The following is a 19,563-nucleotide window of genomic DNA, read 5'->3' on the forward strand; positions in this document are numbered from 1 at the left end:
ATTTCTCCTTTTTACTAGAATGATCGGGGCCTCAGTCCGCCTGAATCAGCCGGCTGTGGTCAAAGGGGTCTGTGCTGATTCCCTGAGAAAGCACCTGCCGGGCGTATTCCTTTGCGGAAAACAGCGAATGATCCTTGTAATTGCCGCATTCCTTCGCGGTGGCCGCAGGCACCTCCGTCTGCTCCAGCACTCTTTGCAGAGCGTGATGCAGGGCGAGGGCGATTTCCGAAACCGGGTGTTCCTCCCACACCACCAGATAAAATCCTGTCCGGCAGCCCATGGGGGAAATGTCGATCAGCCCGTCGATCTCTTCCCGCAGAAAGATGGAGAGATAATGCTCCAGCGTGTGCAGCGCCCCCGTGGGGATGGAGTCGGTATTTGGCTGCAAAAAGCGCAGGTCGAATTTCTGAACGGTGGCCCCCTTTCCGTTGTGTTCCACACCGGCCACGCGCACATAAGGCGCCTGTACGATGGTGTGGTCTAATGTAAAGCTTTCTACCTTAGGCATCCGAATCACTCTTTTCATTCAAGTTAAAATAGTGGAGGACAAAAGCCGTATACAGCGCCGCCGAAATGGAGAGAACCCGCTCGTCGATGTCGAACCGCTCATGGTGGTGCGGGTATTCGCCGCCGGAACCCACAAATGTGAAGAAGGCCGGGGCAATCTGCCCGTATGCGCTAAAATCCTCTGTCCCCAGCTGGGGGAGAACCCCCTGTGCCGCCTCCGGCGACAGAACCTCCTGTACAGCGGAGAGCGCCGTATGGTACAGCTCGGCGGAATTGATCAAAACCGGGGTGGCAAACTCGCATTCTACCTGTGAGGTGACCCGGTGCGCCGCGCTGATTCCGCTTACCACGCGGTGAATGGCTTCTGTGATCTGTGCCCGCGTCTGCTCGCTCGTCACGCGCACGGTACCCGAAATTCTGGCGTGATTCGCGATGATATTGTCCCGGGTTCCCGCGCGGAACTGGCAAACCGAGATCGTCGCGGCTTCCGTCGGCGGGATTTCACGGGATACAATGTGCTGCAGCGCTTCCACGATCTCCGCGCCCGCGGCAATCACGTCTATGGCGTTGTCCGGGTGGCCGGCGTGCCCGCTTTTCCCGAATACGTCAATTTTCAGGGAGTTGGCGCCCGCCATGATGGGCCCTGCCTGCAAGGCAGCCTTACCGACCGGGAGTCCCGCCCGCACGTGAAGCCCGAAAAAAGCCTGCACATCGTCCAGCGCACCCGATGAAATAACCGAGTTCGCGCCCCGGCCCACTTCCTCCGCGGGCTGAAAAATCAGTTTGACCGTGCCGGGCAGCTCCTCCCTGCGTCGGAGCAGAAGCTTTGCCGCAGTCAGCAGGGAAGAAGCGTGCGCGTCATGCCCGCAGGCGTGCATCAGCCCCGAGTTTTGGGAGCGGTAGGGAACCTCGTTTTTTTCTTCGATCTCGAGGGCGTCAATGTCCGCGCGAAGAGCGATCACCGGTTTTTCGGATTTCCCGCGGAGGATGCCGACGGTGCCGGTTTCGCCCGCCGTGACAAATGGAATGCCGAGCCGGTCCAGCTCTTCCCGAACGCGGGCGGCGGTTTCGTATTCCCCAAAGCTTGGTTCCGGGTGGCTGTGAAACCATCTTCGCAGCTCGGTTGTTTCGGCTTGGTGTTCGAGCGCTTCCTCATAAAGTGTTTTAGACATGGAATCCGCCTCCTTTGGATTATTTGACCTCAAAGGCGGGAACCGCCGCGTTGGAATACACCTCGGCGATTGCGTCGGCCACCCTCTGGGTATGGTAGGCCTCTACGATTTTCAGGTAGGCCGAGTTATCCTTGTCTGCCGTTCTGGCCGCGATCAGGTTGATAAACGGCTGCTGCTCCGGGTTTTTCAGGTCGATGTCGTCCTTGTAGATCGGGTCCTTCACCGGGTCCAGGCCGGAATCCACGGCGTAGCCGCAGTTGATGATGGCCGCGTCTACGTCTTGCAGCGAGCGGGGAAGCTGAGCGCCGGTGATCTCTACAAATTTGATGTTCTTGGGATTCTCTGTCACGTCCTTGATCAGCGCGTTGTTTCCGGCTTTTTCATCCAGCTTGATCAGGCCGGCGTTTTTCAGAACGTTCAGCGCACGCCCCTGATTGGTGGGATCATCAGGGATCGCGATCTGCGCGCCATTCGGCAGCTCCTCCAGCGATTTGTGTTTTTTCGAGAAGAGGTTCAGCGGTACGATCAGGGTATCGCCGATCGCGGTCAGGTCAAGCTTCAGCTCCTCTTTGTTTTTGTTGAAATACGCGTAATGCTGGAACGCGTTCAAATCGACCTCTCCTTCGGCCAGGGCCTTATTCGGCTCGCCGCCCGTCAAATTGATCGTCTCAATTTTGATGTTTGCGCCTTCGGAATCAAGCTCGGCCTGCACCGCATTCCAGACGCGCGGTTCGTCAGACGTAGTGCCGATTTTCACCGTCACCGGTTTGGACTGAGAGGAAGAAGCCGGGGCGTTGGAGGCCGCGGACGCGCCGGAGTTTGCGGCGGTGCCGCTGCACGCGGAAAGGAATACGCTGGCGGCCAGCAGTACGGATAATACGGAGCCGATTCGAGAGAGTTGATTTTGTTTTTTCATGGTAGTTCATCCTCCTGATATGAATTTGATCTGTTGATTTTAAAACAGGGAATACCGGGGAGCATTCAGTGTGTCAGCCGTTGTGCCGCACGGTTGCCGACGCTCTGCACGATGTTGACGATCAGCAAAAGCAGCAGCACGGTCACAACGGTGATGTCGTTCATATACCGTGAGTAACCGTATCGGATGGCAAAGTTGCCGATCCCGCCGCCGCCCACACTGCCTGCCATGGCGGAAAGGCCGATCAGGCTGATAAAGCTGGTAACGAGTGACCGCAGAAGCCCCGGCAGACTTTCCTGCAACAGAATGTGAACGATAATATAGGGCCGCGAAATCCCCATGGAACGGGCGGCCTCCATCACTCCCGGGTCTACCTCCAGCAGGGCCTGCTCGGTCATTCGCGTCACAAGGGGAATGATTCCGGCAACCATGGGGACGATCGCTCCCCGAACTCCAATAGAGGTTCCAACGAGGAAGCGGGTAAAGGAAACCATCAGCGCAATCAAAATCACGAACGGAATCGAACGGATGGTGTTCACGATTTTTCCCAGAATGTTGTTGAACAGGTCGTTTTCGTACAGGCCGCCCTTGGCGGAAACGACCAGCGAAATTCCAAGCAGCGTCCCGATGGTGATCCCGAAAATCCCCGCAATGCCGACCATTACAAAGGTCTGCCAGATGGAATCGAGTAAATCGCCGAACATTTCGTACACGTTTGGGAAGAGTTCAATCAGAAATTCCTTCAAACCACAACCTCCTCCTGGTCATCAGAGGGGAGCTCCTGCAAAATATGGACGCTGACTCCTTCTGTTTTTAAGTACTCCATTGCCGCAAGAATCTTGATTTCATCGCCGCTTATGGCGACAAACAGGCTGCCGATGGGCCGGGACTGCACCAGCTCGATGGAACCGTAAAGAATGCTGACCTCCACCTCAAACCGCTTGATCACGTGAGAGATATACGCGTTATTCGCTTTGGACCCTACGAACAGCAGGTGCAGCAGCTTCCTATTCGGGAGAGTTCCCAGATTCTGATCGATCTGCTCGATCAGCTTTTCAACATTCCCCTCCCGGAATAACGAGGCCGTGAAACACCTGGTTGTTTTGGTCTGCGGATGAGAGAACACCTCAAAGGTATCGCCCTGCTCCACGATCAGTCCGTTTTCCATCACGGCGACCTTGTTGCAGATTTCCTGAACCACATGCATTTCGTGGGTGACGATCACAATCGTCAAACCCAGTCGGCGGTTCAGCTCCAGCAGAAGCTGCAAAATCGAATCCGTGGTCTGTGGGTCCAGAGCGGAGGTTGCCTCGTCGCTGAGCAGGATCTGCGGGTCGTTGGCCAGCGCTCTGGCGATCGCGACCCGCTGTTTTTGCCCGCCGCTTAGTTGGGAGGGGTAACAGTCCGCCTTGTCGCTCAGGTCGACCAGCTGCAAAAGCTCTTTCACTTTTTGCTGAATCTCTTGCTTGCTCTTTCGCAGATACCGGAGCGGAAATGCGATGTTCTCAAATACCGTTTTGGAACGAAGCAGATTAAAGTGCTGAAAAATCATTCCGATCTGCTGGCGTGTTTTCTCGAGCTGAGCCTGAGAAGATCCGGTGATGTCGTTTCCGGAGAGCAGCACCTGCCCGCTGTCCGGGTGCTCCAAAAGGTTGATGCAGCGGATCAGCGTGCTTTTTCCCGCCCCGCTGTAACCGATCACCCCGTAAATGTCGGAGCGCTCAACCTTCAAAGAAACTCCTTTCAGGGCCTCAATCTGCCCGGTGGCGTTCTGGTAGCTTTTCTTTACGTTTACGAGTTCAATCAAAAGCATCCTATCCTTTCCGTGCGCTTCTGAAAATAAAAAAGCAGCCGGGATTTTCTAATCCCGACTGCCCGAAAGCATGCGCAAGAATAGACCTATCCACTGGGGGTATCATATTGACACATGGCACAACAGGGTATACAGAAACTCTGCATCCCCATCAAGGTACAATTCGTTGCGGCGGCTGTGCTTTTTCTGTTTGCCATTGTGTTCACTCCATTCTGCGATCGATATAATACATATTAAGCTTATAAGCATTATATGTATTCGGATTTTTGTTGTCAATGAAAATACGAAGCGGTTCGGCATATTTGGGACAACGACCAAATCGACTTTCGATAAAACTTGTCAGCTTAGACAATATTTCATATTTTACATATATGTTAAATGTAAAATATAGATGGATTTTATTTTGTAAAATAAAAAAAGAGGAGAGCACCTGAAAGGTGCTTTCCTCTTAAAAGTAGCTTGGATTGAGAATAAATTGATTGAATGCTCAGATATTTCTGATAGGATAAAGCCCGTATTCATTGAATCGGTGGATGCCAAAAGATGCCGCCGCTGCGCCTTCGGGCAGACAGACCTTTATTTGATTCATCTAAATATAGAACATGATGGTATGTTCTCCCTCATTCTTTTCCACCTCTGCGGCAAGGTCAGAGAGCGTGATTTCACTCAGGGTGCCCCGCACCACCTGATCCAACAGATCAAAGGCAGATGCCCTCAGAGCCTTTTCAATATCAGGAGCTCGCTGGGCAACGGTTTCCTGTGTATTCTTGAATAAAGAAAGCTCTACGCAGGCCAGAATATCCAGTGCGGTGATTTGAACGGGCGCCCGCGCAAGCTGATAGCCTCCCTGGGCTCCTTTCACAGAAAAAATGATCCCGGCCTGCTTGAGCATGGAAAAGACCTGCTCCAAATAAATCTTAGAGATCCCCAGGTTTTCCGCAATGCTGGAGACCGTAATATATTCACCACATCGATAATACCGCGCCATGTGAATCGCAGCAGCCAAAGCGTAACGGCCCTTTGTGGATATCTTCATAGAATCACCTGTTTCATATAAAAATGATATGTATTATATGTAATAAATGATAAGAGAAAAAACCACATTTGTCAATAGCCAATGCAAGCTGGGTCGTGCAGACTTCTATTTTACAATCGCAGATAATCCGAATAAAAGCTGAAAATACCTCATTTTTAGGACTGATCAAATGAATAAAAATAATATGGGTTTAATGGTTGACATTTTCCAAAAATCGCTGTATTATAATAGCAACAAAACATATATAGCATATATGATTAAATGATTTTAGGAGGTCGTCTTATGGCAAAGGTTTTTAAGAATCTGACGGATCTGATCGGAAAAACCCCTCTTTTGGAACTTTCCAATTATGAAAAGAAACACGAGCTGCAGGCAACTGTGATTGGTAAGCTGGAATATTTTAATCCAGCCGGAAGTGTAAAGGACAGAATTGCCAAGGCGATGATCGAAGACGCTGAGGAAAAGGGGCTGCTGAATCCCGAGTCTGTCATCATTGAGCCTACTAGCGGAAACACCGGTATCGGCCTGGCTTCTGTGGCGGCTGCGCACGGCTATCGCATTATTCTGACGATGCCGGAAACCATGAGCGTTGAACGCAGAAATCTGCTGAAAGCATACGGTGCAGAGCTTGTTCTGACCGAAGGCGCAAAGGGAATGTCCGGCGCAATCGCAAGAGCCGAGGAGCTGGCCCAGGAAATTCCCCATTCCTTCATTCCCGGCCAGTTTGTAAACCCCGCGAACCCGGATGTTCACAGAAAAACAACCGGCCCTGAAATTTGGGAAGACACCGACGGCAAGGTAGACATTCTTGTAGCCGGCGTTGGTACGGGCGGAACGCTCACCGGTGCGGGTGAGTTCCTCAAATCAAAGAACCCGAATGTGAAAGTGATCGCCGTAGAGCCCGATGCTTCTCCGGTATTGTCGGAAGGCAAGTCCGGCCCCCACAAGATTCAGGGAATCGGGGCAGGGTTTGTGCCGAAGGTGCTCAACACCTCCATTTATGATGAAATCATCCGCGTGAAGAACGAGGATGCGTTTGCTACCGGTAAAGAGCTTTCCAAAGAAGAGGGCCTCTTGGTGGGTATTTCTTCCGGCGCAGCCATTTGGGCGGCGACGGAGCTGGCCAAACGCCCGGAAAACGCAGGCAAGGTGATCGTTGCCATTTTGCCGGATACCGGAGAGCGGTATCTCTCTACTCCGCTGTTTTCTGAGTAATCCTTTCAAGAGCCGAAAAGGCGTCGCTTACGGCGGCGCCTTTTTTCTGCTGAAAAAATGTTTTTTGAAGGGTTGTGTACCGGACGAAAAAATTGTAATCTTATAGATATCAAAAGATAGAAATGTGGGTTCTTATGAAAATACTAATTACAGCAGGGGGTACCTCCGAGAAAATTGATGAGGTACGGTGCATTACCAATCATTCAACCGGTTCTATGGGAAAGGCCATTGCGCAGGCTTTTTTGTCGATTCCCTCTACGGAAGAGATCATTTATGTCTGCGGGCAAACAGCCGCCGCGCCGGAGGAGGAATCTAAAGTACGGATTGTGCGCATTGCGGGGGTGGCTGACCTGCAGGATACACTGACCAAAATCCTGACGCGCGAAAAAATCGATGCAGTGGTACACTGTATGGCGGTCAGCGACTATACAGTTTCCAATGTGACCTCGACCAGTCTGGCGGCAGATCGGGCGGTGCAGGCACTTTCCGGGGCAGATTTATCGGCGGAAGCTGTGCGGGAAATTTTGCGGCAGGCCCTCAATGAGCAAAATCAGATGGCGGGAAGCGGAAAAATCAGCTCGGATGAGGATGACTTGGTCCTTGTTCTGAAAAGAACTCCGAAGATCATTGATCTCATTAAAAAAGTGCAGCCGCAGACACTTCTTGTTGGGTTTAAGCTTCTCAACCATGTTCCGGTTCAGGAGCTGATTGCGGCGGGGCTTCACCTGATCGAGCGCAGCGGATGTGACTTTGTGCTGGCCAATGACAAGACAGAGGTAACGCAAACCCGGCACCATGGGTACCTGATTTGCCCGGATGGTTCGTACCGGGAATTGGATGGCCGCAGCAACATTGCAAAAACAATTGCGTCCAGCGTCCGCGAAAAGCTTTCAGAACAGGAGGGAATCCGTTGAAGCACGTTTTACTGGGTGTTACAGGGAGCATTGCCGCGTATAAGGCGGCGGAAATCGCCAATATCCTTACAAAGCAGGGATGCGAGGTCGATGTGATCCTGACGAAGAGCGCACAGGAATTCATCACGCCGCTTACCTTTCAGACTCTGACCAAACGAAAAGTATACACGAAGATGTTTGATGAGATTCTTGTGAACGAGGTGGAGCATATTTCTCTTGCAAAGCGCGCGGATGTGTGTGTGGTCGCTCCCGCGACCGCGAATCTGATCGGAAAGCTCGCCTCCGGTATTGCGGACGATATGCTGACGACGGTTCTCACAGCGGTGCGGGGAACACCGGTGATTCTATGCCCCGCAATGAATACCGCAATGTATGAAAATGAGATCGTTCAGGAAAATATCAGCCGGCTGAAAAAGCACGGTACTCTTTTCATCGAACCGAAGGAAGGGCTTCTCGCCTGCGGCGACCTGGGGCGGGGCGCTCTTGCAGAGGTAGAAACCATTACGGAAACGGTTTTGCGGTATCTGAAAGAAAAGGAAGACTAAGGCTGTTATGGAAAAAATCAGTGTTACACAAATACCGGGATTTCAGATAGGACATGCTCAGAACCTGGAGGCAGCGACCGGCTGTACGGTGGTTATTTGTGAAAAGGGCGCCGTGGCCGGTGTGGATGTGCGCGGCGGTTCCCCCGGTACGCGCGAAACCGACGCACTCGACCCGGTCAATAACAGAAAAGAGGTTCATGCAGTTCTGCTCGCAGGCGGAAGTGCCTTCGGGCTGGACGCGGCCGGAGGTGTGATGCGTTACCTGGAAGAACACCGTATTGGCCGCGATGTAGAGGTAACGTGTGTCCCGAACGTCAGCGGCGCGATTCTGTTTGATCTCAAATGCGGCAATGCCATGGTGCGCCCGGACGCTGAAATGGGGTATCTGGCCTGCCGGAATGCCGGTGTGCTTCCCTTGGAAGAGGGCAGCGTCGGTGCCGGTACAGGCTGCACCGTCGGGAAAACCCTGGGGAAGACCCATGCTATGAAGGGAGGAATAGGAACCTGTGCCTTTCGTCAGGGAGACCTGATGGTCGGCGCAGTGATCGCCGTGAATTGCGTGGGGGATATCTGTGACCGCGAATCCGGGAAGCTCCTGGCGGGTGTTTTACAGGACGGACATCCCTTTCCCGGTGGTTCTGAGGAGATCATTGTATCGTCCTATCAGAGTACGGCAGATTTTTTTAGCGGAAACACGGTGATCGGCTGTGTGATTACCAACGCAAAGCTGGAAAAGGCACAGGCTAAAAAACTGGCGTCCGTCAGCCACAATGGAATTGCAAGAGCCGTTCGTCCCGCTCACTCCGTTTTTGACGGCGATACCCTGTTTACCCTGTGTTCAGGTGAAGTAGCAGCCAATTTTGATGCAGTCGGAATTCTGTCCGCCTATGCCGTAGAGCAGGCAATTCTGCAGGCCGTGAAGAAGGCAGCGTCTCTCGGCGGGTATCCATCCTATCAGGATGTTTTCGTAAAATCTTACTAACAAAAATGCAAAGCACCCCAACACAAGCTGTTGGGGTGCTTTGCTATGCTCATGCAGCCTCGCCTGCATTTTGGGTGCAGCATCTTGCGTCTTTTAACGGGCAATCTCCTTTCCAGCTAAAACAATCTCTTTCTCAATGCAAAATAATCCTCGTGGAACGATCCTCAACAAATTTTTCATCTAACTAAAATGACCCCCAATCACCATTTTGTCTGCGATTGGGGGCATGTTAGTATGTTGTTTTTCAGGTTTGCCGTCAGCATGGGGCCATGCAGGGGCTAAAATGCTTTTGCGAGCGCGTAGCCGCATACATACCCGATGATGCCGATAAGCAGGGAACTGAAAATGTAAAGAAAAGCGTTTCGTTCTCTTTTATCAAATAGCTGGAAGCCTTCATACATAAAGGTAGAGAAGGTGGTGTATGCGCCAAGAAAACCGTCTCCCAGCAGAACATAGGTCTGTGCCGGGAGCTCGGAGCCCGTCAGCACACCAAGCAGGAACGCACCGGTTATGTTGATGATAAAGGTTCCAAGCGGGAATCGAGTGTCGGCCTTCTGCAGAATAAACCGTCCCAATTCGAATCTACAGAGTCCGCCCAAAAGTCCGCCGATCGCGATCAGAGCAATCTCCAACTAATCCACCTCATTTTCGTTGTAATGGAAAGCAGATTCTTCGTCACTTTCCTTGTTTTGCAGCAGCCTCACTCCCAGCGCCCGGGCGGCTGTAACTCCTAAATAAACAGCTCCCAGTCCGAGTGCGGCGCTTACGATCAGGTAAGAAACCGCAGAGGTATATTCTTCCTGAAACAGCAGTGTGGAGGCTTCCTTGCACATGGTGGAAAAGGTGGTATACGCTCCCATCAGACCGGTCGTCAGGCCAAGGCGAACGTCGGGATCAAATTTCCGGATTTCAAGGCCGATGGTCAGGATGAAGGCGATCAAAAAAGAGCCTGTAATGTTGATAAACAGTGTGTTGAGCGGAAGAGTTTCGTGATAGCCGGGGATTTGAATCTTTTCGATCAGGTATCTTGCAATAGCGCCGACGATCGACCCGCAGGAAAGGAAAATATATTTTCTCATTCATTGATTCCTTTGTGAAAGACTTTGTTATACCGGGAGATGCTGTCTTCGATCACCGCAATGGCATTTTTCACATCATCGATTTCTTTGATTACGGTTTTCTTTCCCTCGAGCTCTTTGTAAACGGAAAAGAAATGCGACATCTCACTGAAAATGTGCTGCGGCAGTTCCTGAATTGACTGAAATGTATTGTAGTTCGGGTCGCCGCTTGGAACAGCAATGATCTTTTCGTCACGCTCGTTGCTGTCGACCATATGAATTACGCCAATGGGATGGCACGGGATCAGAGACAGCGGTTCAAAGGATTCGTCGCTCAGGATCAGAACATCCAGCGGATCTCCGTCTTCCGCCAGAGTGCGGGGGATAAATCCGTAATTCGCCGGGTAATGTGTGGAAGTATACAGAACGCGATCCAAAATAATCAGTCCAGTTTCTTTGTCGAGTTCATATTTGAGCTTTGAGCCCTTCGGAATCTCAACTACGGCGTGAAACCGTGTGCTTGTAATTCTTTCCGGATGAATGTCATGCCAAATATTCATTAGTATCCTCCTTTTGATAAACAAAAAAAGCCGATGCTTCTGCCAGCGCAGAAGTCATCAGCTAAATAAGCAGTTTCGGCAATGCCGCGGGAGAACTTCATTCCCAGAAAAATTGATAATGTGACAAAATGTATTATAGCATGCTCCAAACAGATTTTCAATAGCGATTTGAAAAAAGTGATTCCTCCCAAATCGGCGCTTTTGGATTGCACGGAAAATCTGTTCAGGATTCGGCTGTAAGGTCACTGATAAAGGCCTGCAGGCTCTTTAAAAGCGGGCCGAGCTTTTCGGGCGTAAGGCCGGCCGTGCAGATCATCTGCTCCGGAATCAAGGCGGCCTTGGCTTTTAAGGCACGCCCGGCTTCTGTCAGGCGAATGCGCACGCTCCGCTCATCGTCGTCGCTGCGGATTCGTTCAATATACGAAAGCGACTCCAGCTTTTTGAGCAGCGGTGTCAAGGTGCCTGAATCAAGTGTCAGGCGATTTCCCAAATCCTTTACGGAAATGTCGTCCTTCTCCCACAGCGCCATCATGGTAATATAACCGGTGTAGGTCAAATGGAGCGGTTCCAAAAGCGGTTTGTATCTGCGAATGATCTCTTTGGAGCTGACATAAAGGGCAAAACAAAGCTGGTTATCCAGCTTTAAAATCTCATCGGTGTTGTTCATAGAGCTTCCCCTCTCTTATCTATTGTACAATTAAATAGTATCAAATTTATTTGAGAAGGTCAAGAAAAACACTTGACGTTTTTAAATTGATTGTGTAAAATTAAATAGCAAACAACTGATAGAAAGGAGCTCATCAAAATGAGTATCTATGATTTTAGTATGCTGGACATGAAAAAACAGCCGGTGCCGCTTTCTCAATATCAAGACAAGGTGCTTCTGATTGTGAATACCGCAACCGGGTGCGGATTTACCCCGCAGTATGAGGGACTGGAAAACTTATATCAAAAGTACCGTGACCGCGGATTCGAGATTCTCGATTTTCCGTGCAATCAGTTCGGCCATCAGGCGCCGGGCAGCGAAGAGGAGATTCAGAGCTTCTGTCAGCTCACTTATCATGTTACCTTTCCTCAGTTCGCGAAAATTGAGGTCAACGGCCCGAACGAGTCCCCGCTGTATACGTATTTAAAATCTCAGCAAAAGGGTGTTCTGGGTTCCAATATCAAATGGAATTTTACAAAGTTTCTGGTAGACAGAAACGGCAATGTGATTTCCCGCTACGCGCCGTCGGACAAACCGGAAAATCTGGAGGCAGATATTCTCGCCCTGCTCTGAAACCGCCTGCGGACGGATATCATGACTCCTGTTTCACAGATCAAATAGGGTACCGGGCGGCTTCTAGAAACCGCCCGGTATCCTTTGTTTGTGTTGATGCAGCCGTTATTCTCTTTGCAGCACAATGGCGATCATATTCAGGTATTTTCCACCCCCGGCTTCCCATGTTCTGCGGTCGCCCCGCGCATATTCGTTGTCGCAGCGGAGCCAGTCGGCCCAAACTTCCTCGTTGCTTTCCATTTCATGAATAGAGAGCACCGTTACGCCTTTGGTCTTGCCGATCCGCTCCGTCCAATACGCAATGTCATGAATGGTGTCGAGCTGCTCCGGCGTCCAGGAGAGCAACAGTTCCGGCGGAAGCTGATCGTGGCAGTCCCGCTTCATACCGGGAATGGCAATATAGACATAGCCGCCGCGTTTTACATATGGGAGCAGGCATTTTCCCAGATATTCCGGATCGTGCCCAAAGTAGTGGTAGGAGTCTATACTGACGATGGCGTCAAAGAATTCTTCCGCAAAGGGAAGGGTGTTGGCGTCGGCGTGTAGCGGGATGATCTGCTGTGCCGTGAGCCCCATCTGATCAAAAAAGCGTTTGTTATTGGTCGGATTACTCCATAAGTCCGCCGCAAACACACGGAATCCATACTCCTTTACCAGAAATACGGAGGTAAGGCCCTGCCCGCAGCCCAAATCCATTACCAGATCACCCGGAGCAAGCGAGTGCTGCAGCAGCAATTCTTCCAGCAGCTTAATGGGATTTGGCCCCATTATTTTTTCACGCACAAGCTGTGGGTGATACCGGTTGATTTTTCTGTATTCCATTTTAGAATCCTCCCTTGCGCTTATCGTTTTGCCGAATAAATTTGCGGCCATTTTTCATTCCGCCGACCGTCTCAAACATGGCATTAAGCTTCTGGGTTTCGATCTGTCGAGAAGAAAGGCCGTCATACCCGGCCTCCCGCCTCAGCTTTCGGTAGTTTTCCAGCCGCCGGAGGGTCAGCTCGCCGGTTTCCAGTGCCTTTAAAACCGCGCAGCCGGGTTCGTTGGTGTGCGTGCAGTCTCGAAAACGGCAGTGCTCCGCCAGCGCATCAATTTCCGCAAAGGACCGGGAAAGATCGGCGGATTCCACACCCAGTTCGCGCAGGCCGGGCGTGTCGATGACGATGCCGCCCTGCGGCAGAAGGATCATTTCCCTGCGGGTAGTGGTGTGGCGGCCTTTGTCGTCGCTGCGGGTCTGCGATGTTACCAGTAAATTCTCCCCGGCAAGGCAGTTGATCAGCGTGGTTTTCCCCACGCCGGAGGATCCGATGAAAGCCGCAGTTCTGTTGGGGCGCAGATAGGGCAGAAGCTTTTCAAAGGAATCCGGGTCGCTGCGGGAGGTTGCGATCACGTCGGTTCCCGGTGCTATTTTCATGATTTCGGACAGAACGCCGGGCAGATTCTCACAAAGATCGGCCTTTGTCAGTACTGCTACCGGGGTGGCCCCGCTGCTCCAGGCGACGGAAAGATAGCGCTCCAGGCGGCTGAGATTGTAATTGTTGTTTAAGGACATGCAAATAAAAACAATATCGATGTTGGCGGCAATGATCTGGGACTGATGCTCATTGGCCGCTGCGGTGCGTTCAAACACGCTTTTTCGCGGCAGCACCCGATGAATCATGGCGTTCCCGGTGCTGCTTTCAGCGCGGTCCGCCATCACAAAATCGCCAACCGCGGGGAATTGCGACGGATCGGCGGCCTCATACCGGAATTTACCGGAGACTTCGGCAAGGCACTCTCCGCTTTCCGTGGCAATTTTATACTGACCTTTGTATTGAGAGATCACTCTGCAAAGAAAAAGGTTTGGAGAAAGAGCGGCTTCGGCCAGAACGGAATCGTCCGCGCCATAGCGTATGATCAAATTCAATTTGTTCCACCTCTTCATAAGTTATCGTTATCAGCGATTCGATGATCAGCGGGGCGGAACACAAATTGCGCAAAAAAAGGGCATAGCTGCTACACTATGCTCCAACAGTTTCAAAAATGTCTGTCAGGACACAGTTCTGCAGAAACGTGATTGCACAGCAAACAAAGCGACCGGTCGTCGCTTATTTTCCCACATGCAATTTGTGTTCCTTACAGAACAATCTCCAAAAAAGACACCTCGTTTTCTATTTTCTTTACTTTAGCACGACAGAGCCGCAATTGTCAACCGGTCGCCCCACGCTGAGGGCCGGCAGCCGGAGATGTTTTTTTCTGTCTGCCGACTCCTTTTCGTCCAAAGGATTTCTTTACTTTTGCAATGGATTGTGCTATTCTCACGTTAGCAAAAACTAACTATTGGAATTAAATCAGCATATTGGAGGCTCAATGATGAAATTGCTTGTTTATGGTGCGGGCGTCATTGGAAGCTACCTGGCCCACGTGCTGTGCGCGGCCGGGCACGATGTATCCATTCTTGCACGCGGACGGAGAAAAGAAGAGCTGGAGAAAAACGGCCTTGTGATCCGCCATTATACTCAAAGAAAGACGACACACGATCACCCTCGAGTCATCGAGGGACTGGATTCTTCCGAGCATTACGACGCCGTTTTTGCCGTAATGCAGTACCAGCAGATGCGGGGGATACTGGATGATCTCGCGCGGGCGGACAGTCCGGTGGTGGTTCTGGTCGGCAACAATCTCTCCGCTACGGAAATGGAGGAATACATAAAAACGCATACCGCGGTGCCGAAAACAGTTGTATTCGGGTTTCAGGGGACCGGAGGAAGACGCGAAAACGGCGAATCAGTGTGTGTACGGGCCGGCGCCGGGGGACTGGAATGCGGGCTTTTAAATTCTCTGCCCGACCCAAAAACGAAAGAGGTGCTCGATCACATTTTTCAAAACAGCAAATACAAGCTCTTGTACCAGCCGGGGATGCAGGCGTGGTACCAGTGCCACTTGGCGCTGATTTTACCCGTGTGCTACCTGTGCTACGCGCTGGACTGCGATCTGACCAAGGCCTCCCGTGCCCAGCTGCGGCAGACGATGGACGCCGCAAGGGAGGGGTACCGGCTGCTTCGGGGGCAGGGGGTTCCCATCCTGCCGCAGGGGGATGATCGGTATTTTGAACCCGGGCCAAAACGGGCGGTGATGTCCGCCCTGCTTTGGATTATGGCGAAAACGGCTTTGGGGCGTCTTGCCGCCAGCGATCACTGCCGGAATGCGGTAACAGAAATGCACGCGCTGGACGATGGATTTGCGCAGGTGCGCAACCGCACTCCCGATTTCCCGATGCCGCAGTGGGACTCCCTGCGCGCGCAGATACCTGACTGGGATACGCTGTAAAAAACCAGCCGCCGAAATACCCGGCGGCTGGTTTTTATATGATGTATTTACTGTTTTGGTTTGCTGTTGCCTGCACCAGCTTATTCTTCCAGCGTGAGTCCGTATCCGCCAATCACGCCGCGCAGTTCTTCCACATACGAAAGAGCCTGCTTGCTCAGCTGAATCTGACGGTTGGAAATCCAACCCACCTGAATCTTATCGTCAACAATCAGCGGAACCGAGGTGATGTTGTCGCCGTTCAGGTCGGCGCTGACAATTCCGGTGGAAATGGTGTAGCCGTCCAGGCCGATCATCAGGTTAAAGATCGTTGCGCGGTCGCTGACGTGAATGCTTTTTTTATGAAAAACGGTGCTCAGGATTTCTTCTGAAAAATAAAAGGAGTTGTAGTCACCCTGTTCAAATGAAAGATAGGGATATTCCTCCAAATCCTCCAGCGTAACGGATTTTCGCTTTGCCAAAGGGTTGCTGGAGCTGATAAAAATATGCGGCTCTGCCGTAAACAGCGGGTGAAATTCCAGATGATTTTCTTTGAGCAGCTTGTCGATCACCTTTTGATTAAACGGGTTGCGGTACAGAATTCCGAGCTCACTGCGCAGTGTTTTTACATCCTCAATGATCTCGTAGGTTCTGGTTTCGCGCAGCGTGAATTCATACTCATCGGCTCCGCTTTTCCGGATCATGTTGACGAACGCGTTGACCGCAAAGGCGTAGTGCTGGGTAGAAATCGAGCACAGCTGACGCGAAGGTTTTTTGTTCAGATACCGCTGCTCAAGCAGGCTGGCCTGCTCGACGACCTGACGCGCATAGCCGAGGAACTCCGCGCCGTCGGAGGTAAGCGTGATTCCCTTGGGCGTGCGCAGAAAAAGCTCGATCCCCATTTCAGATTCCAGCTCCTTTACGGCGCTGGAAAGGCTTGGCTGGGTGATATACAGCTTTTTTGCCGCTTCGTTGATGGAACCGCTGTTTACAATTTCAATAATGTATTTCAGCTGCTGCAGCGTCATAATACATTCCTCCACACGACGTGATTTCTGTGTAAGCCCCAGGCGTTTTGTTTGCAGACAATCTGCCTGGAAGCGGGTATTTCATCCCTGACGAAAACAGGGACGAAATGAATGGTATTTTTATTATACCCCATGATGGGGAAGAGGGCAACGCCGGAATCCGGGGAACGCAAAAAATCCCCTCAGGCAGCGTAAGCCGCCAAAGGGGATCAAGCGATTCATTATTTCTGCTTCTGCATGCTCTCTGCAATGTTGCGCGCAACCACTACGCCGGTCACGGAGGCCTGCATCAGGCCACGGGTAATGCCCGCGCCGTCGCCGATGGCGTACAGATTTTCCACAGACGTTTCGAATGTGTTTTTGACCTTGACCTTCGAGGAGTAGAATTTCACCTCAACGCCATACAGCAGCGTGTTTTTGGAATACAGGCCGGGGGCGATTTTGTCAAATGCGCGCAGGCCTTCCACCACGCTGGTCAGGTGGCGGTGGGGAAGAACGAACGACAGGTCGCCCGGCACCGCGTTTTTCAGGGTGGGCACTGTCGTCGAGCGCTTCAGGCGGGAAACGTCGGTGCGGCGGCCCATCAGAAGATCGCCCAAACGCTGTACCATAATGCCGCCGCCGGTCAGCATGTTGCCAAGCTGTGCAATATAGCGGCCGTATTCAATGGGCTGGTGGAACGGCTCGGTAAAGTTGGTCGAAACCAGCAGCGCAAAGTTGGTGTTGTCCGTGCGGCGTCCTTCGTCTGCGTAGCTGTGGCCGTTGACCACTGCGATTCCGTTTCCGCCGACGCCGCCCTCGTAATGCTCCTCGCTTACGATTCCGCCCGGGTTCATGCAGAAGGTGCGCACCTTGCTCTCAAAGGTATCGGAGTAATATACGAGCTTTGCTTCGTACAGGTGAGTGGTCAGCGGGTCCATCACCGCGTTCGGCACCTCGACGCGCACACCGATGTCTACCGCGTTGTTTGTGGTGGAGATCCCATTCTCCGCCGCAACACGGGTCAGCCAGTCCGCACCGCCGCGGCCGGGGGCCAGAACAATGTACGGCGCCGTCAGACACTTGCGCTCGCCCTGCTTATTGATTGTCCACACGCCGGTGGCTTTGCCGTTTTCATTCTGAATCGTTTCGGCGGTCGTGTATTCCAGAAACGTGAAATTCTCTTTCGCGTTCAGGTAATCATACATGCGGCTGAGTACCTCGTAGGAATACTCGGTTCCCATATGGCGAACGGGACAAGGCACCAGCTGAACGTTATGCTTTTTCGCGTCATATGCGATCTTATCCGCGAATTTGTCGCTCAGGCCGTATACGGTTTCCGGCGCGCCGAAGCCCAGGTAGATTCCGTCTGCGTAATGGATCAGGTCGGTTACTTCCTCGCGCGGCAGGTAATCGGTCACATTGCCGCCCACCTCGTAAGAAAGCGAAAGCTTGCCGTCGGAAAAGGCGCCGGCGCCGGCCCATCCGTTCATAATATGGCAGGGGTTGCAGTGGGCGCAGATTCCTCTGGTTCTGGCAGGACAGGCCCGGCGCGCAATGGTGCTGCCGCTGTCGATCATCAGAACTTTTGCCTGCGGAGCGGTTTTTTCCAGCTCCAATGCCGCAAAAATGCCTGCAGGGCCGGCCCCCACGATAATTACGTCGTACTCAAACATGAATTGACCTCCTGAAATTTAAATAAACACAGCAAAACAAACCTGCAGGAAAGCTCCGGCAGGCTTACATGGGGCGCTGATACCCAAGGTGTTTTTACTGGGTTTACAGATAAAATACGATGGAAAGAACAGAGCCGGCGATCAGTACCGCGCAGATCAGTGCAACGATTCGCACCCAAAGAGTCTGACTGCTTGCGCTTGTCTTTTTGTGCTTCAACTGCGGCATACGTTCTCCCTCCATTCATAACCTTTTGTATTATACCTAAAAAAAGGGAGATATATGTTACCGAGCTGTAAACAAACGATAAAAAATCGCATAGTGCAGTATGAGGCTCTCATGCTTGACAAGCGATTGTATTTGCAATAGAATGGTTTCTGTCAACATGGAAGTTGTAGAACAGGAGAAGGATATGGCAAAAAAAGAGGATAATCGCAGCAGCCGCGGTGGAAACCGCAGGCCAAGCGGAGAGATAGACCGCTATAATTATGTAGACCGCGACATCTACAGCAACAGTGACCGCGACGGATACAGCTCTGCCGGTTCGGCGAGAAAATCATCCCCCAGGCGGCGCCCGCCCAAGAAAAAAAGGGGCAGAAAAGTTGGGGTTATTGTTTTGGCGGTTGTTCTTCTGCTGTGTGCAGGTATCTACGCATACGCGTCATCCCTGCTGTCGCAGGTGCACCGCGATAACACAGACGCCAACAGCTACGTGCAGCAGCCTTCCGACGCGCCGCAGTGGGATGTGATGTCGAACAAGCAGGTGACGAACATTCTTCTGATCGGTACCGACCGCGAGCAGGACGGCTTGCGGCGTTCAGATACCATGATGCTGGTCTCGATCGATAATCATAATAAAAAAGTTAAGCTGACTTCCTTTTTACGCGATTTGTATGTGGAGATTCCCACGATCGGCAAAAATAAGCTCAACGCTTCTTTCAGCAATGGCGGCGCCGCACTGACGATGCAGACGATTGAAAATAACTTCCGTATCAATATCGATAAATTCGTTTCCATCGATGTCGACAGCTTTGCCGAGATCATCGATAAGATGGGCGGAATTGAGGTCAATATCAGCCAGGCTGAGGCCGACGAGATGAACCGCGTGATGGATGCCCAAATGAGCGCGGGTACAAATCATATGCGCGGTACGCTGGCGCTGTATTATTCCAGAATCCGGCGCATCGACAGCGACTTTGGGCGTACAGGCCGCCAGCGCCAGGTGATCAGCTGCATGGTGGACAAGCTCAAATCAAAAAATCCCATCGAGCTTTCGTCTTTGCTGCACGATTATATGGGGTATGTGACGACGAATCTGTCCGACGGCGAAATGCTCAGTCTGGCCGCGAGTGCGATGGGCATTATGAGCTACCCGATGGAAACGCTGCACATACCCGAAACCGGCATGTATGAGGACAAACGGGTTTCCGGCATCGGTGATGTGCTGAATCCCGATCTGGAGGCGAACAGCAAAGCGCTGCGCGAGTTTATTTACGGCACAGACGCACAGCAATAAAAGTTGAAAATCCCGTTCCGCTTTTGACGGAACGGGATTTTTTAGATAGATGTGAAAATGCGGCGGGATATCCCGCCGCATTTG

General features: G+C 51.9%; 22 protein-coding genes and 1 riboswitch. Of the genes, 7 read left to right on the forward strand and 15 right to left on the reverse strand.

The window, feature by feature from the left end; all coding sequences use genetic code 11:
- Positions 1–31 precede the first annotated feature (31 nt).
- From TY09_RS10470 to TY09_RS10495, 6 genes are all read right to left on the reverse strand, one after another.
- Positions 32–508 (reverse strand): S-ribosylhomocysteine lyase, encoded by a 477-nt coding sequence (locus tag TY09_RS10470; RefSeq protein WP_042433997.1) that lies wholly within the window; start codon positions 506–508, stop codon positions 32–34.
- Complete coding sequence (locus TY09_RS10475; RefSeq protein ID WP_042433998.1) at positions 501–1,679, reverse strand: M20 metallopeptidase family protein; 1,179 nt, start codon at positions 1,677–1,679, stop codon at positions 501–503. The genes TY09_RS10470 and TY09_RS10475 overlap by 8 nt, the downstream gene beginning before the upstream one ends.
- A 19-nt stretch (positions 1,680–1,698) precedes the next feature.
- A complete protein-coding gene (locus TY09_RS10480; protein WP_042434001.1) occupies positions 1,699–2,595 on the reverse strand; it encodes a MetQ/NlpA family ABC transporter substrate-binding protein in 897 nt (298 codons plus the stop codon).
- Between the two features lie 65 nt (positions 2,596–2,660).
- Positions 2,661–3,341, reverse strand: a complete 681-nt coding sequence (locus TY09_RS10485) for a methionine ABC transporter permease (protein ID WP_042434004.1) — start codon at positions 3,339–3,341, stop codon at positions 2,661–2,663.
- On the reverse strand, positions 3,338–4,408 hold the full coding sequence (locus tag TY09_RS10490) for a methionine ABC transporter ATP-binding protein (RefSeq protein WP_042434007.1): 1,071 nt from the start codon (positions 4,406–4,408) through the stop codon (positions 3,338–3,340). The genes TY09_RS10485 and TY09_RS10490 overlap by 4 nt, the downstream gene beginning before the upstream one ends.
- A gap of 589 nt (positions 4,409–4,997) precedes the next feature.
- Complete coding sequence (locus tag TY09_RS10495; RefSeq protein WP_009060957.1) at positions 4,998–5,444, reverse strand: RrF2 family transcriptional regulator; 447 nt, start codon at positions 5,442–5,444, stop codon at positions 4,998–5,000.
- Between the two features lie 282 nt (positions 5,445–5,726).
- Between TY09_RS10495 and cysK the strand changes: the two genes are divergently transcribed.
- The 4 genes from cysK to TY09_RS10515 all read left to right on the forward strand — a co-directional run bounded on the left by cysK (position 5,727) and on the right by TY09_RS10515 (position 9,100).
- Positions 5,727–6,659, forward strand: coding sequence for a cysteine synthase A (cysK, locus tag TY09_RS10500; RefSeq protein ID WP_009060974.1), 933 nt, complete (start codon positions 5,727–5,729; stop codon positions 6,657–6,659).
- A 134-nt stretch (positions 6,660–6,793) separates the two neighbouring features.
- Positions 6,794–7,573 carry a phosphopantothenoylcysteine decarboxylase domain-containing protein gene (locus TY09_RS10505; protein WP_042434008.1) on the forward strand — a complete coding sequence of 260 codons (780 nt, stop codon included), beginning with the start codon at positions 6,794–6,796 and terminating at the stop codon, positions 7,571–7,573.
- A complete protein-coding gene (coaBC, locus tag TY09_RS10510; protein WP_009060960.1) occupies positions 7,570–8,118 on the forward strand; it encodes a bifunctional phosphopantothenoylcysteine decarboxylase/phosphopantothenate--cysteine ligase CoaBC in 549 nt (182 codons plus the stop codon). The genes TY09_RS10505 and coaBC overlap by 4 nt, the downstream gene beginning before the upstream one ends.
- Positions 8,119–8,125: 7 nt before the next feature.
- Positions 8,126–9,100 (forward strand): P1 family peptidase, encoded by a 975-nt coding sequence (locus TY09_RS10515; protein WP_042434011.1) that lies wholly within the window; start codon positions 8,126–8,128, stop codon positions 9,098–9,100.
- A 278-nt stretch (positions 9,101–9,378) separates the two neighbouring features.
- Here the strand turns inward: TY09_RS10515 and crcB (TY09_RS10520) are convergent, their stop codons facing one another.
- The 4 genes from crcB (TY09_RS10520) to TY09_RS10535 form a co-directional block, all read right to left on the reverse strand.
- Positions 9,379–9,732 carry a fluoride efflux transporter CrcB gene (gene crcB, locus TY09_RS10520; RefSeq protein ID WP_009060982.1) on the reverse strand — a complete coding sequence of 118 codons (354 nt, stop codon included), beginning with the start codon at positions 9,730–9,732 and terminating at the stop codon, positions 9,379–9,381.
- Positions 9,733–10,179, reverse strand: a complete 447-nt coding sequence (crcB, locus tag TY09_RS10525) for a fluoride efflux transporter CrcB (RefSeq protein WP_042434013.1) — start codon at positions 10,177–10,179, stop codon at positions 9,733–9,735.
- The gene (locus TY09_RS10530; RefSeq protein ID WP_042434016.1) at positions 10,176–10,718 is read right to left on the reverse strand and encodes an inorganic diphosphatase; all 543 of its coding nucleotides are present in this window, start codon (positions 10,716–10,718) and stop codon (positions 10,176–10,178) included. The genes crcB (TY09_RS10525) and TY09_RS10530 overlap by 4 nt, the downstream gene beginning before the upstream one ends.
- A gap of 41 nt (positions 10,719–10,759) precedes the next feature.
- Positions 10,760–10,832: riboswitch (Fluoride riboswitch) on the reverse strand.
- Positions 10,833–10,941: 109 nt separating this feature from the next.
- Entirely contained in the window at positions 10,942–11,385 is a 444-nt protein-coding gene (locus TY09_RS10535) for a MarR family winged helix-turn-helix transcriptional regulator (RefSeq protein WP_042434019.1), read from the reverse strand.
- Between the two features lie 138 nt (positions 11,386–11,523).
- Between TY09_RS10535 and TY09_RS10540 the strand changes: the two genes are divergently transcribed.
- On the forward strand, positions 11,524–11,997 hold the full coding sequence (locus TY09_RS10540; protein ID WP_009060987.1) for a glutathione peroxidase: 474 nt from the start codon (positions 11,524–11,526) through the stop codon (positions 11,995–11,997).
- A 105-nt stretch (positions 11,998–12,102) separates the two neighbouring features.
- Here TY09_RS10540 and TY09_RS10545 read toward each other — a convergent pair whose 3' ends face one another.
- Both TY09_RS10545 and rsgA read right to left on the reverse strand, forming a co-directional pair.
- The gene (locus TY09_RS10545; RefSeq protein WP_042434023.1) at positions 12,103–12,819 is read right to left on the reverse strand and encodes an SAM-dependent methyltransferase; all 717 of its coding nucleotides are present in this window, start codon (positions 12,817–12,819) and stop codon (positions 12,103–12,105) included.
- Between the two features lies 1 nt (position 12,820).
- A complete protein-coding gene (gene rsgA, locus TY09_RS10550) occupies positions 12,821–13,903 on the reverse strand; it encodes a ribosome small subunit-dependent GTPase A (RefSeq protein WP_081759648.1) in 1,083 nt (360 codons plus the stop codon).
- Positions 13,904–14,346: 443 nt separating this feature from the next.
- Between rsgA and TY09_RS10555 the strand changes: the two genes are divergently transcribed.
- Complete coding sequence (locus TY09_RS10555; RefSeq protein ID WP_081759649.1) at positions 14,347–15,306, forward strand: ketopantoate reductase family protein; 960 nt, start codon at positions 14,347–14,349, stop codon at positions 15,304–15,306.
- Positions 15,307–15,386: 80 nt separating this feature from the next.
- On the opposite strand, the gene TY09_RS10560 is transcribed toward TY09_RS10555, so the two are convergent.
- The 3 genes from TY09_RS10560 to TY09_RS18940 all read right to left on the reverse strand — a co-directional run bounded on the left by TY09_RS10560 (position 15,387) and on the right by TY09_RS18940 (position 18,191).
- The gene (locus TY09_RS10560) at positions 15,387–16,310 is read right to left on the reverse strand and encodes a LysR family transcriptional regulator (RefSeq protein WP_042434031.1); all 924 of its coding nucleotides are present in this window, start codon (positions 16,308–16,310) and stop codon (positions 15,387–15,389) included.
- 221 nt (positions 16,311–16,531) lie between these two features.
- On the reverse strand, positions 16,532–17,965 hold the full coding sequence (locus TY09_RS10565) for an NAD(P)/FAD-dependent oxidoreductase (RefSeq protein ID WP_042434034.1): 1,434 nt from the start codon (positions 17,963–17,965) through the stop codon (positions 16,532–16,534).
- A gap of 103 nt (positions 17,966–18,068) precedes the next feature.
- On the reverse strand, positions 18,069–18,191 hold the full coding sequence (locus TY09_RS18940) for a hypothetical protein (RefSeq protein WP_276325297.1): 123 nt from the start codon (positions 18,189–18,191) through the stop codon (positions 18,069–18,071).
- Positions 18,192–18,375: 184 nt separating this feature from the next.
- Between TY09_RS18940 and TY09_RS10570 the strand changes: the two genes are divergently transcribed.
- The gene (locus tag TY09_RS10570) at positions 18,376–19,479 is read left to right on the forward strand and encodes an LCP family protein (protein ID WP_242841481.1); all 1,104 of its coding nucleotides are present in this window, start codon (positions 18,376–18,378) and stop codon (positions 19,477–19,479) included.
- Positions 19,480–19,563 lie beyond the last annotated feature (84 nt).

This window comes from Faecalispora jeddahensis (genome assembly GCF_000577335.1).
Taxonomy (GTDB): domain Bacteria; phylum Bacillota; class Clostridia; order Oscillospirales; family Acutalibacteraceae; genus Faecalispora; species Faecalispora jeddahensis.